Here is a 12,642-nt window from a genome sequence, read left to right on the forward strand (position 1 = left end):
GACGCGGGTAGGGCCTAGACCGGCGGGTAGGACGGCGGCGGGTAGCCGTTGCCGGATTCGACGCCCCGGATTCCCCAGGTGAGGTACCCGAAGAAGTATTCGAGCTCGTCGCTCATGTCGTAGTCGGGCGCCGGGTCCATAACTCCACCTCTCCGCTGGTGATCGACCCACCACTGGGGTACGTCGCAGAGTCTAGCCCCATCCACGTGGCTGCGACAGGTGCCGTCCCCCGTAAACTGTCCAACCAGTTGATTGGTAGATGCCGCACCCGACGTTCCATCGGCCGGACCGGCAGCGACGATAGCGAGTACCGATGCCGTCCGAGACCGGCCTTTCCCGCCGCGCGGAGTTGCTGTCCGTTGCCACCAAGCTGTTCGCGGCGCGCGGCTACCACGGCACCCGGATGGACGATGTGGCCGACGTGATCGGCCTGAACAAGGCGACCGTCTACCACTACTACGCGCGCAAGTCGCTGATCCTGTTCGACATCTACCGCCAGGCAGCCGAGGGCACCCTTGCCGCCCTGCACGACGATCCCTCCTGGACCGCCCGGGAGGCGCTCTACCAGTACACCGCCCGGTTGCTGACAGGTATCGCCGGCAACCCCGAACGTGCCGCCGTCTACTTCCAGGAGCAGCCCTACATCGCCGAGTGGTTCACCCCCGAGCAGGTTGCCGAGGTGCGCGCCAAGGAGACCCAGGTCCACGAACATGTGCACGGCCTCATCGACCGGGGGATCGCCAGTGGCGAGTTCTACGAATGCGACTCACATGTGCTGGCGCTGGGCTACATCGGCATGACGATGGGCAGCTACCGGTGGCTGCGCGCGTCCGGGCGACGAACCGCACACGAGATCGCCGCGGAGTTCAGCACCGCGCTGCTGCGCGGGCTGATCCGCGATGAGAACGTCCGCACCCAGTCCCCGCTGGGAGGCTGAGCCGGGGGCCGGCCGCTGCGAGTCGTTCGCGAGCGTAACGGGGCTGCGAAATTCCGCTCCGGATTTCGTCGTGGCGTTACGCTCGCGGACAGGAGGGGCGATTCGCCCCGACCCACATCAGCCGGCCGGCGCTCAGTTGAGGATCGGCGGGACGCCGCCGAACAGATCGCCCAGGCCGCCGCTGAGCAGCGACAGCAGCGTCGTCTGGGGTTGGTTGAGGGCCGGGCCGAGATCGACGTTCAGGCTCGGATTGACCATCGGAACCCACGGGTAGGTGGTCGGGTAGGCTTCCGGCCCCAGCAGCCCGGCCTCCACTCCGATGCCCACTGCCGCGCCGTAGGGCCCCTGCAACGCCCCCGTGCCCAGGTAGTAGCCGACGCTTAGCGGGTTGGGAATGTGGAACAGGCCGGCCGGGGACGGCACGTCGGCATAGCCGTAGTCGGAGTAGCCCAGGTCGACGATCACCCGCAGCGGCGGCTGGATCACGTCGGCGGCCACCGGGCCGAGCACGGGGAAGTCCCGGAGTGGCTGCAGCAGCGGCAGGTCTTGGGTCAGGAACATGTAGTACTCGGTGTTCCCGGTGTAGCCCGGCGAGGTGGGCAGCCGCACCGCGTCGGAGAAATCGGGATAGTCACTGTGCACGTAGAAGAAGCCCATCAGGGCATTGAGGTCCGACACCACGTTGAGCGGGTACTGCGGCGCATGGGCGATGCCGTCGTACTGCGCGGTGTAGATGGTCGTCTCGTAGGGGTTGGTCGCTTCCAGGGCGCCGTCGAACGACACGTCCAGGAACGGCAGATACAGGCCCGGGAAGCGGGCGAACAGGCCCCCGTTGGGATTATTGGGTGCCCCGGCCAGGATGAACGCCAAGTCGTCGATGTTGGGTGAGCCGGCGGCCATCAGGTCCCGGATGTAGTTGGTGATGACGGTGGAGCTCTGGGAAAACCCGAAGGAGACGACGTCGTTGCCGGCGGTGAGCTCGGAGGTGATCGCCTCGTTGAGCAGGGTGACGCCCTCGGCGACCGATTGGTTGAACGTCAGGGTGCCGAGTTGCGGTGTGACCGGCCAGAACTCTTCGGGAGTGGTCAGACCCAGCGGGGTGGCACCGGGAAACAGCGTCTGGATGAAGGCGGTGTTGACGTCCTCGACGTACTGCTCTCCCGGCCACGGGTTGCCGGTGCCGCCCATGATCAACCCGGTGATCGGGTCCGTCAGGTGCGCCGCGGGCAGGGCGCCCGTCCCGCCGAAGCCGGTGATCCCGGTCAGGAGCGACCCCGGTCCGGTCAGGCCGCCGAATCCGGTCAGCAGCGCTCCGGGCCCGCCGAGCAGCGACTGAACCGGAACGGCGGCGGTGGCCAGGGTGCTGGACACCCCGGCGCTCAGGGCGGCGCCGTTGATGGCTTCGGCCTGGGCGTAGGAGGTCGCCGCATTGGACAGCGCGCGGGTGAAATCACTGTGGAACGCCGTCGCCTGGCCGGTCACCGCCTGGTATTCCAGGCCGTATTCGTTGAACAGTGCGGTGATGGCGGCCGACACCTCGTCGCCGGCCGCCGCCAGCAGCCCGGCTGTGGGGCCCGCCGCCGCGGCGTTGGCGGCGCGGATGGTCGCGCCGATTCCGTCCACATTGCCGACCGCTGCCGCCAGCGCCTCAGGCGAGGCAAGTAGGTGTGTCATCCCGATCCTTCCGATTGCGGGTCCCTGTCCCCCCCGACCACCCGCTTGGACTATCCGCTACCGCGAGTTCGGGTATCCACCAGAGACTAGAGCGGTCGGCCCGCGATTTTCGGCTTTTCGGCGCCTAAACGCCGGCGGGTTTGAGGTGCCTGTCCAGAAATGCGATCTGGTCTGCGACGACGCGCTCGAACGCGGCACCCAGGTAAATTGCGAAATGGCCTTCGGGGTACCGCTTGATCTCGCCGCGCGGAGCTTTGGCGGCATGGCGCAACGTTGCTTGAGCCGGCGCCACCGTGTCGGATTCGCACACGCAGAACAGGATGGGGCACTTGATGTTCGCGGCACTGCGGCCGGGTCGGTACAACGGCAGTTTCACCCCGATGCGGGCGGCCACTTCGTTGCGCAGTTCCTCGCCGTCGGGCACCAGCGCCAAATAGCCCGGGTACGAATCGGGGGCGGTCATCATTGCGACATCACCCGGGCGGCCGGCAGTCGCGATCATCACCGGGTCTCTGCCCAACCGGGCACCGACGGTGTCGCGCAGCGCCCGCGCGGTGATCCGCGCCGCTGTCAACGGGTTGATCGCGCGGACCGAGGCGATTCCGTCGGTGAAGGGGCATTGCGCGATGGCGGCGGCGATGCCGGGCAGCCGGGCGGCCGACTCGATCACATGGCCGCCGCCGAAAGAAGTGCCCCACAACGCGATTCGGTCGGTGTCGATTCCGGGCAGGGTTCGCGCGAAAGCGATGGCTGCTGCCCAGTCGGCCAATTGCAGCTTGATATCGAGCAACTGCCGGGGCTGACCCTCACTGTCGCCGAAGTGGCGGTAGTCGAACACCAGGCACGCGTAGCCGGCCGCACTGAATCTCGCGGCGAAGGCGTCCAGTCTCATCGTGCGTACCGATCCCAGGCCATGTGCCATCACCACCAGTGGTGTTGGCGTATCGCTGCGGTCAGGCCGATACAACCAGGCGCTGATCCGATCATCCCCGGAGGTGAACCCGACATCTTCGCGGTGCCCCACAGCTCAACTTTAGTGCCTCGGGAACCGTCGGCAACCTATGGACTACTGTCTGGAAACGTTGCCGCGCCGCGCTCGCGGACAGAGGAGCCCCATGCCGATTCGTGTCGCACAGGTGGGCACCGGCAATGTCGGTCGTCCGGCACTGGCCGAGCTGATCGACAACTCCGCCTTCGAGCTGACCGGCGTGTGTGTGTCCACGCAAGAGAAAATCGGGCTGGATGCCGCCGAGTTGTGCGGTCCCGGTCTGCGAGGCGCCGCCGGTACCGGGGTGCCGACGGGTGTCCACGCCGTCGGCGACCTGGACGCACTGCTGGCCACCGGGCCGCAGTGCGTCGTCTACTGCGCGATGGGCGACACCCGGCTGCCGGAGGCCATGGCCGACGTGATGTGCATCCTGGCTGCCGGTGTGGACGTGGTGGGAGCATCGCCCGGGCTGCTGCAGTATCCGTGGGGAGTGATGCCGGACAAGTACATCGACCGGGTGGAGGCGGCCGCCCAGCAAGGGAAGTCAAGCATCTTCATCACCGGCGTCGACCCGGGGTTCGTCAACGACCTCATCCCCTTCGCCCTGGCCGGGACCTGCCGGCGCATCGAACAGGTGCGCTGCCTGGAGATCCACGACTACGCCGGCTATGACGGCGTCGAGGTCATGCACTACATGGGGTTCGCCAGGCCCATGGACGAGGTGCCGATGCTGCTGCAACCGGGCGTGCTCAGCATCGCCTGGGGAACGGCGATCCGGCAGCTGGCCGCCGGCCTGGGCATCGACGTCGACCGGATCAGCGAGTCCTACCAGCGCGAGCCCGCCCCGGAGAGCTTCGACATCGCGGTCGGTCATGTCGCCGAAGGCACCCTCGCCGCCCTGCGATTCGAGATTTGCGGCATGGTCGGCGAGCACCCGGCGATCGTCATCGAGCACATCACCCGGCTGCGGCCCGACCTGCGGCCCGACTGGCGGCAACCCGCTGCCGGGGGCGGCTCCTACCGGGTGGAGATCACCGGCGAACCGTCCTACGCGGTGGACATCGTGCCCAAGAGTAGCTACGGCGACCACAACCACGCGGCGATCGCCGGGGCCGCCGGGCGGATCGTCAACTCCATTCCAGCGGTACTGGCGGCGCCGCCTGGCATCCGGACCACCCTGGACCTGCCGCTGATCACCGGAAAAGGGCTGTACGCTGCCAACGGTCCGGCGGCCGGTTAACCGAAAGGACTCAGTGCGATGGCAAGAACGGGACGGGTAGCGGGCAAGGTCGCGCTGATCAGCGGCGGCGCTCGCGGGATGGGCGCCGAACACGCGCGGCTGCTGGCCGAAGAAGGCGCCCAGGTCGTGATCGGCGACATCCTCGACGACAAGGGGGAGGCGCTGGCTGCGGAGATCGGCGACGCGGCGCGCTACGTGCACCTCGACGTGACCCAACTCGATCAGTGGGAAGCCGCGGTGGCGACCGCCCTCGGCGCCTTCGGAAAACTGAACGTGCTGGTCAACAACGCGGGGATCGTCGCACTCGGTCAGATCAGGAAGTTCGACATGGCCAAGTGGCAGAAGGTGATGGACGTCAACGTGACCGGGACGTTCCTGGGCATGCGGGTGGCCGTGGATCCGATGACAGAGGCCGGCGGCGGCTCGATCATCAACGTGTCGTCGATCGAGGGCCTGCGCGGCGCGCCGCTGGTGCACCCCTATGTCGCCTCCAAGTGGGCGGTGCGCGGCCTCACCAAGTCGGCGGCATTGGAGTTGGCGCCGCTGAACATCAGGGTGAATTCGCTGCACCCCGGCTTCATCCGCACCCCGATGACGGCTCACCTGCCGGACAACACGGTCACCATCCCGCTCGGCCGCCCGGCCCAGTCGCGCGAGGTGTCCACCTTCGTGGTGTTCCTGGCCAGCGACGAGTCCTCCTACTCCACCGGCAGCGAGTTCGTCATGGACGGCGGCCTGGTGACCGACGTGCCGCACCGGGAATTCTGAATCGACGGCGAATCCAAGGCCGTGGCCGGCCTCGCCGACGTGGTGGGGCCGTGCCACGTCGTCACCGACCCCGACGTGCTGGCCGGCCGTAGCGCCGACCACACCGGCCGGTACCGGGGCCGGGCCCGCGCCCTGGTGCGCCCGGGCACGGCCGCCGAAGTCGCCGCGGTGCTGCGGCTGTGCCGCGACGCCGGGCTGTACGTCACCGTTCAGGGTGGCCGCACCTCGCTGGTCGCCGGCACCGTTCCCGAGCACGACGACATCCTGCTGTCCACCGAACGGCTGTGCGCGCTGGGCGAGGTCGATCCGGTCGAGCGACGGATATCCGCGGGGGCGGGCGTCACGCTGGCCGCGGTCCAGCGGGCCGCGACGGCGGCGGGGCTGGAGTTCGGGGTGGACCTGTCCGCACGCGACACCGCGACCGTGGGCGGGATGGCTTCGACGAACGCCGGCGGTCTGCGCACCGTCCGCCACGGCAACATGGGTGACCAGGTGGTGGGCCTGGACGTGGCGCTGCCCGACGGTTCGCTGCTGCGCCGCCACAGCCGGGTGCGCAGCGACAACACCGGCTACGACCTGCTGTCGCTGTTCGTCGGCGCCGAGGGCACCCTGGGCGTCATCACCGCCGTGGACCTGCGGCTGCACCCCGCTCCGGCGCATCGGGTGACGGCGGTCTGCGGAGTCACCGAGCTTGCGGCGTTGGTGGAGGCGGCCCGGATGTTTGCCGGCGTCGACGGGATCGCGGCGCTGGAGCTGGTCGACGGCCGGGCCGCGGCGTTGGCTGCCGAGTGTCTGGGTGCCGGAGCGCCGGTTGCCGGGGATTGGCTGCTGCTGGTGGAGCTGGCGGGCGACAGTGATCAGACCGGGCGGCTGGCCGGGCTGCTCGACGGTGTGCGGCCATGCTCCGAGCCGGCGGTCGGTGTGGACGCGGCCGCCCGCCAGCGGTTGTGGCGGGTGCGGGAGTCGTTGGCCGAGGTGGTGGGGTTCTTCGGGCCGCCGCTGAAGTTCGACGTGTCGCTGCCGCTGGCGGCGATCGGCGGCTTCGCCCGGCACGCCGCGGAGCTGGTGGGCGGGTACGCCGCGGAGGCGCTGCCGGTGTTGTTCGGCCACGTCGGCGAGGGCAACCTGCACCTCAACGTGCTGCGTTTTCCAGCCGACCGGGAAGCGGCGCTGTACCCGCCGATGATGGATTTGATCGCCGGGTGCGGCGGCAACGTCAGCTCCGAGCATGGCGTCGGCACCCGCAAGCGGGCGTATCTGGGCATGTCCCGCCAGGCCGGCGACGTCGCCGCGATGCGGACGATCAAGGAAGCGCTGGATCCGACCGGCTATTTGAACGCCGCGGTGCTGTTCGACTGATTCCCGCGCCCGCGAGCGTAACGCCAGTGCGGATTCGGGCGCCGAAAACCGCCGCCACGTTACGCTCGCGTGCGCGGGCGGGCTCGCGGGCAAGGGAATGTCAGCAGCAGCCGGGCGCCGCCGAGTGGACTGGTGTGCAGCGACGCCGTGCCGCCGTGCAGCTCCGCCTGCTGGGCCACCAGCGCCAACCCGAGTCCGGAACCCGAATGGGAAGCGGTGGAACCCCGGGAGAACCGGGCGAACACCGCTTCTCGTTCCTGCTCGGCGACCCCGGTGCCGTCGTCGTCCACGGCTATCCGCACTTCGTCCCCGGAGGCGACGGCCGAAAGCCGGACCTGGCGGGCGTGGCCGTGCTTGACCGCGTTGGCGATGGCGTTGTCCACGGCCAGCCGCAGGCCGGCCGGCAGGCCCTGCAGCGACACCGTCGGGGAGGGCGACAAAGACACCGTCAGGTCCGGGTAGACGCGTTCGGCGTCGTGGGCGGCTCGGTCCAGCAGTTCGGTGACGTCGACGGGCTCGAAGTCCTCGGTGGTGATCGTCTGGCCCTGGGCCAGCCGCTCCAGCGCGGACAGGGTTGCTTCGATGCGGGACTGGGTGCGCATGACGTCGGCGACCACCTCCTCGCGCTGCGCGGGCGGCAATTGCAGTGTGGAAAGCACCTCGAGGTTGGTGCGCATCGCGGTCAACGGGGTGCGCAGTTCGTGGGAGGCCACCGAGGCGAAGTCGCGGGCCGAATCCAAAGCCGCCTTGGTCCGCTGCTGCTCGTCGCCGATCCGGGCCAGCATGCCCTCGACGGCCTCGGCGATCTCCACGGCCTCCCACACTCCGCGCACCTGCACCTCATCCGGTTTGGACTGCGCGTTGATCGCGCGCGCCTGCTGGGCCAGCAGGCGGAAGGGGTTGATCATGATCAGCCACATGACGCTGCCCACCAGAAAGGTGCCGATGATGACGCTGCCGCAAATCAGCAGAATGCGCAGGTGCAGCTGGTTGATCCGGCCCTGGGCCTGGGCCAGCGGCGCACCCAGCGCCACGGTCGCCCCGCCGGCGGTGAAGGTGCGCACCCGGTAGGGCACACCGGCGATCCTCGTGGTGGCGTAGCCCTCCGGCAGCAGGGGCAGCACGATGTCACTCGGGTCGGACACGGTGTCGGCGCCCATCCGCACGGTTCGGGTCAGGCTGTCGTCGGAGCTGGGGCGGTCGGCGGACGAGCTGGTCGGGCTGAGTAGCAGCGCGCTCACCTCGCCCAGGCTGCTCACCGAGTCGAGTCGGCGATCCAGCTGGCTGTACTGGTCCTTGGTGACGCCCACCCACACCCAGGCGCCCAGGATGATGACAAGTGCGATCACCGACAGCGCCGCCACGATGACGATCGTGCGCAGCGAGACCAGGGGCACGGGCAGCCGCGGCAGTCTGTGGACCGGGCCGTCGATGGTCATGTGTTCGTCTCCAACTTGCGATCGGCCTACCGGTTCCCGGCGCGCCGCGCGAACCGGCCGTCGCGGCACCAGTATGCGGTGACGCCAGTATGCTGCGCCAATGCCAGTAGTGAGCAAGACCGTCGAGGTGGATGCCGAGGCCGAGGCGATCATGGGCATCGTCTCCGACATCGAGCGGTACCCGGAATGGAACGAGGGTGTCCAGGGCGCCTGGATACTGGCCCGCTATGACGACGGCCGGCCCAGCCAGGTGCGGCTGGACACCTCGGTCAACGGGTTCGAGGGCGTTTACATCCACGCCGTGTACTACCCGGGGGAGAACCAGATCCAGACCGTCATGCAGCAGGGGGACCTGTTCGCCAAACAGGAGCAGCTGTTCAGCGTGGTGGCAGTGGGTGCCGGAAGCCTGCTGACGGTGGATCTCGACGTGGAGCCCAGCATGCCGGTGCCGGCGCCGATGGTGAAGACGCTTGCCGACAACGTGCTGGAGCAGCTGGCGGCTAACGTGAAGCAGCGCGCCGAGCAGCTGGGCTGAGCGGCCGTGCCGAGCAGTCGCGCCGCGGCAGATGTCCTTGTTGACACCCCGCCCTGCGGTTACCGTGACCCATGTAACAGGTGTTTCGGCGGATCGCCGCCTGACGCCGGCGGTGCCCGAGTGAAGGGACGGCACAGTTGACCGCGCAAGTCGCCGCCCATTCCGATCGGCCGCTCCGGGACGCGCGAGCACCCGTGGATGAGCAACCCGGGCTTGCCCGCCGGCAGAACTGGGTCAACCGGTTGCAGCGGCACGCGATGATGCAGCCGCAGGCGCCCGCGCTGCGCTTCGTCGAAGACACCCTGACCTGGGAGCGACTGTGGCAGCGGGTCGCGACGCTGGCGGGTGCGCTGGGCCGGCGCGGGGTCGGCTTCGGCGACCGGGTGATGATCCTGATGCTCAACCGCACCGAATTCGTCGAGTCGGTGCTGGCGGCCAACATGCTGGGCGCGATCGCGGTACCGCTGAACTTTCGGCTCACTCCCACCGAAATCGCCTTTCTCGTCGAGGACAGCGGCGCGCGGGTGATCGTCACCGAGTCGGTCCTGGCTCCGGTGGCGACCGGCGTCCGCGGGATCGCCCCGCTGCTGGAGACGGTGGTCGTCGCCGGGGACGCGGGCGCGCCCGAGCTCGAAGACGTCCTGGCCTACGACGACCTGATCGACGAGCCGGGCGAGCCGGCCGGCACCATCGACATCCCGGACGACGCGCCGGCGTTGATCATGTACACCTCCGGCACCACCGGGCGGCCCAAGGGTGCGGTGCTCACCCACACCAACCTGACCGGTCAGACCATGACGGCGCTCTACACCAGCGGTGTCGACCTGCACAACGACGTCGGCTTCATCGGCGTCCCGCTGTTCCACATTGCCGGTGTCGGCAACCTGCTCACCGGGTTGCTGCTGGGGCTGCCGACGGTGCTGTATCCGCTGGGAGCCTTCGACGCCGGGCACCTGCTCGACGTGCTGGAGGCGGAGCGGGTCACCGGAATTTTCCTGGTTCCCGCGCAGTGGCAGGCGGTGTGCGCCGAGCAGCTGGCGTGCCCGCGGGATCTGCGGCTGCGGACGATGTCGTGGGGTGCGGCGCCGGCACCGGACGTGCTGTTGCGGCAGATGTCGGAGATGTTTCCCGACGCGCAGATTTTGGCGGCGTTCGGGCAGACGGAAATGTCGCCGGTCACCTGCATGCTGTTGGGCGACGACGCGATCCGCAAACGGGGGTCGGTGGGCACGGTTATTCCGACGGTCGCCGCCCGCGTCGTCGACGACGAGATGAACGATGTGGCGACCGGCGAGGTCGGTGAGATCGTCTACCGTGCGCCGACGTTGATGAGTGGGTATTGGAACAATCCCGAAGCCACCGCGGAGGCGTTCGCCGGGGGCTGGTTCCATTCCGGTGATCTGGTCCGCATGGACGACGACGGGTACGTCTGGGTCGTCGACCGCAAGAAGGACATGATCATCTCCGGCGGCGAGAACATCTACTGCGCCGAGGTGGAGAACGTGCTGGCGAGTCACCCGCAGATCGCGGAGGTCGCGGTGATCGGCCGGGCCGACGAGAAGTGGGGTGAGGTGCCGATCGCGGTGGTCGCTGTAACGGAAGGCGCCCTGTCGATCGAAGAACTGGACGAGTACCTAACCGAACGGCTCGCCCGGTACAAGCACCCCAAGGCACTCGAGATCGTCGAGGCCCTGCCGCGCAACCCGTCGGGGAAAGTGCTCAAGCCTGAATTGCGGAGGCGATATGGGATGTCGAGGTGATTACGAGACATGTTCTGTATCAGAAGTATTGAGGTCGGCAATCGGTGTTGGCCGGAGGCCGCTGTGTCGGCCGGGTGCCGCCGGGGTATGGATCGCGGAACGTAGCTACCGCTTGCTGCGCGCATCGGGTATGTTCCTTTGGGCTGTACTAGATCCCGCCGGTAGTGCGGTTTTGGCCAGAACGATGACGTCGATGCAAGGAGGAGTCGTGGGAAATCAACCGCGGTGCCGCCGGGTGAGCGACGCCTGCGTAAGGGGAACCAGGTGACGACAACGTCACGTCCGCACGCGTTCGGCTTCCTGCGCGACAAGCTGGAGCCTCCACTGACGATGATCGGTGGGTTCTTCCGCATGTGTGTTCTGACGGGCAAGGCGTTGTTCCGGACGCCGTTCCAATGGCGTGAACTGATTCTGCAGTGCTGGTTCATCATGAAGGTGGCGATGCTGCCAACCATCATGGTCTCCATTCCGATGACCGTCCTGCTGATCTTCACGCTGAACGTTCTGCTGGTTCAGTTCGGCGCCGCCGATCTCTCCGGCGCCGGGGCGGCACTGGGTGCGGTCACCCAGCTCGGCCCACTGACCACCGTGCTGGTGGTTGCCGGGGCCGGCTCCACCGCTATCTGCGCCGACCTGGGCGCGCGCACCATCCGCGAAGAGATCGACGCGATGGAGGTGCTGGGCATTGACCCGATCCACCGCCTGGTGGTGCCCCGGGTCATCGCTGCGACGTTCGTGGCCACCCTGCTCAATGCCCTGGTGATCACCGTCGGACTGGTCGGCGGCTACCTGTTCGGCGTCTACCTGCAGAACGTGTCGGGTGGGGCCTACCTGGCCACTCTGACGGCGATCACCGGGATGCCGGAGGTAGTCATTGCGATTGTCAAGGCCGCAACATTCGGTCTGATTGCCGGTCTGGTCGGCTGTTTCCGCGGTCTGACGGTCCGCGGCGGTTCGAAGGGGCTGGGCACCGCGGTCAACGAAACCGTGGTGCTCTGCGTCGTCGCGTTGTTCGCGATCAACGTCATTTTGACCACCATCGGCGTGCGATTCGGGACGGGGCACTGACATGTCCACCGCAACGATAGTTCGGTCCCGGTTCCCTCGGGCAGTCGCCAATATCGATCGTTACGCTGGCGGTGTCGCGCGGGGGCTGGATGGGACCGGGCGGATGACCTGGTTCATTCTGACCAGCCTCCAGCAGATTCCACACGTGCTGCGCTCCTACCGGAAGGAGACGCTGCGACTGATCGCCCAGATCGGTATGGGTACCGGCGCGATGGCCGTCGTCGGCGGCACCGCGGCGATCGTGGGCTTTGTGACCCTCTCGGGTAGTTCGCTGGTGGCTATTCAGGGGTTCGCCTCACTGGGGAATATCGGCGTCGAGGCCTTCACCGGGTTCTTCTCCGCGTTGATCAACGTGCGTATCGCGGGGCCCGTAGTGACGGGAATCGCTCTGGCGGCCACAGTGGGCGCCGGTGCGACCGCCGAACTCGGCGCGATGCGCATCAGCGAAGAGGTCGACGCCCTCGAGGTGATGGGTATCAACTCGGTGGCGTATCTGGCGTCCACCCGGATCATTGCCGGCATGGTGGTGATCATCCCGCTGTACGCGCTTGCCATGATCATGTCCTTCATCGCGCCGCAGGCGGCGACCACCGGGATGTACGGCCAGTCGCCGGGCACCTACGACCACTACTTCCGCACGTTCCTGCGGCCGGACGACGTGTTCTGGTCGTTCCTGGAGGCCATCATCATCGCCATTGTGGTGATGGTGACCCACTGCTACTACGGCTACAACGCCGGCGGCGGGCCCGTCGGCGTGGGTGAGGCTGTCGGCCGGTCGATGCGGTTCTCGCTGGTGTCGGTCGATGTGGTTGTCCTGTCCGCCGCGTTGGCGCTCTACGGCGTCGACCCCAACTTCGCACTGACGGTGTAGCGC

12 protein-coding genes are annotated in these 12,642 nt (G+C 68.0%); 8 read left to right on the forward strand and 4 right to left on the reverse strand.

Annotated features, from left to right (window positions below):
- Positions 1-14: 14 nt before the first annotated feature.
- Positions 15-140: a hypothetical protein gene (locus tag ACK5M9_RS09055; RefSeq protein WP_416892824.1), complete on the reverse strand. Its 126-nt coding sequence runs from the start codon at positions 138-140 to the stop codon at positions 15-17.
- Between the two features lie 173 nt (positions 141-313).
- Between ACK5M9_RS09055 and ACK5M9_RS09060 the strand changes: the two genes are divergently transcribed.
- On the forward strand, positions 314-937 hold the full coding sequence (locus ACK5M9_RS09060; protein ID WP_416892825.1) for a TetR/AcrR family transcriptional regulator: 624 nt from the start codon (positions 314-316) through the stop codon (positions 935-937).
- Between the two features lie 132 nt (positions 938-1,069).
- On the opposite strand, the gene ACK5M9_RS09065 is transcribed toward ACK5M9_RS09060, so the two are convergent.
- Positions 1,070-2,611: a PE family protein gene (locus ACK5M9_RS09065; RefSeq protein ID WP_416892826.1), complete on the reverse strand. Its 1,542-nt coding sequence runs from the start codon at positions 2,609-2,611 to the stop codon at positions 1,070-1,072.
- Between the two features lie 124 nt (positions 2,612-2,735).
- Positions 2,736-3,635, reverse strand: a complete 900-nt coding sequence (locus ACK5M9_RS09070) for an alpha/beta hydrolase (protein ID WP_416892827.1) — start codon at positions 3,633-3,635, stop codon at positions 2,736-2,738.
- Between the two features lie 91 nt (positions 3,636-3,726).
- Between ACK5M9_RS09070 and ACK5M9_RS09075 the strand changes: the two genes are divergently transcribed.
- From ACK5M9_RS09075 to ACK5M9_RS09085, 3 genes are read left to right on the forward strand one after another with little or no spacing between them, the layout of a single operon-like run.
- Positions 3,727-4,839 (forward strand): diacylglycerol kinase, encoded by a 1,113-nt coding sequence (locus tag ACK5M9_RS09075; protein ID WP_416892828.1) that lies wholly within the window; start codon positions 3,727-3,729, stop codon positions 4,837-4,839.
- A gap of 18 nt (positions 4,840-4,857) precedes the next feature.
- A complete protein-coding gene (locus ACK5M9_RS09080) occupies positions 4,858-5,607 on the forward strand; it encodes a glucose 1-dehydrogenase (protein ID WP_416892829.1) in 750 nt (249 codons plus the stop codon).
- 21 nt (positions 5,608-5,628) lie between these two features.
- A complete protein-coding gene (locus tag ACK5M9_RS09085) occupies positions 5,629-6,966 on the forward strand; it encodes an FAD-binding oxidoreductase (RefSeq protein WP_416892830.1) in 1,338 nt (445 codons plus the stop codon).
- A gap of 59 nt (positions 6,967-7,025) precedes the next feature.
- Here ACK5M9_RS09085 and ACK5M9_RS09090 read toward each other — a convergent pair whose 3' ends face one another.
- Entirely contained in the window at positions 7,026-8,363 is a 1,338-nt protein-coding gene (locus ACK5M9_RS09090) for a sensor histidine kinase (RefSeq protein ID WP_416892856.1), read from the reverse strand.
- A gap of 142 nt (positions 8,364-8,505) precedes the next feature.
- On the opposite strand from ACK5M9_RS09090, the gene ACK5M9_RS09095 reads away from it, so the two are divergent.
- The 4 genes from ACK5M9_RS09095 (at position 8,506) to ACK5M9_RS09110 (ending at position 12,639) form a co-directional block, all read left to right on the forward strand.
- The gene (locus ACK5M9_RS09095) at positions 8,506-8,940 is read left to right on the forward strand and encodes an SRPBCC family protein (RefSeq protein WP_416892831.1); all 435 of its coding nucleotides are present in this window, start codon (positions 8,506-8,508) and stop codon (positions 8,938-8,940) included.
- A 137-nt stretch (positions 8,941-9,077) separates the two neighbouring features.
- Positions 9,078-10,700, forward strand: coding sequence for a fatty-acid--CoA ligase FadD5 (fadD5, locus tag ACK5M9_RS09100; protein ID WP_416892832.1), 1,623 nt, complete (start codon positions 9,078-9,080; stop codon positions 10,698-10,700).
- A gap of 330 nt (positions 10,701-11,030) precedes the next feature.
- Positions 11,031-11,768 carry an MlaE family ABC transporter permease gene (locus ACK5M9_RS09105; protein WP_416892857.1) on the forward strand — a complete coding sequence of 246 codons (738 nt, stop codon included), beginning with the start codon at positions 11,031-11,033 and terminating at the stop codon, positions 11,766-11,768.
- A 1-nt stretch (position 11,769) separates the two neighbouring features.
- A complete protein-coding gene (locus ACK5M9_RS09110) occupies positions 11,770-12,639 on the forward strand; it encodes an MlaE family ABC transporter permease (protein ID WP_416892833.1) in 870 nt (289 codons plus the stop codon).
- The last annotated feature ends 3 nt before the right edge of the window (positions 12,640-12,642 follow it).

The organism is Mycobacterium sp. (genome assembly GCF_047975165.1).
GTDB lineage: Bacteria > Actinomycetota > Actinomycetes > Mycobacteriales > Mycobacteriaceae > Mycobacterium.

Coding starts and splice junctions, on each gene's coding strand:
- ACK5M9_RS09075 (WP_416892828.1), top strand. CDS start 3,727: ATGCCGATTCGTGTCGCACAGGTGGGCACCGGCAATGTCGGTCGTCCG.
- ACK5M9_RS09105 (WP_416892857.1), top strand. CDS start 11,031: ATGATCGGTGGGTTCTTCCGCATGTGTGTTCTGACGGGCAAGGCGTTG.
- ACK5M9_RS09095 (WP_416892831.1), top strand. CDS start 8,506: ATGCCAGTAGTGAGCAAGACCGTCGAGGTGGATGCCGAGGCCGAGGCG.
- ACK5M9_RS09080 (WP_416892829.1), top strand. CDS start 4,858: ATGGCAAGAACGGGACGGGTAGCGGGCAAGGTCGCGCTGATCAGCGGC.
- ACK5M9_RS09065 (WP_416892826.1), bottom strand. CDS start 2,611: ATGACACACCTACTTGCCTCGCCTGAGGCGCTGGCGGCAGCGGTCGGC.
- ACK5M9_RS09060 (WP_416892825.1), top strand. CDS start 314: ATGCCGTCCGAGACCGGCCTTTCCCGCCGCGCGGAGTTGCTGTCCGTT.
- ACK5M9_RS09055 (WP_416892824.1), bottom strand. CDS start 140: ATGGACCCGGCGCCCGACTACGACATGAGCGACGAGCTCGAATACTTC.
- ACK5M9_RS09110 (WP_416892833.1), top strand. CDS start 11,770: ATGTCCACCGCAACGATAGTTCGGTCCCGGTTCCCTCGGGCAGTCGCC.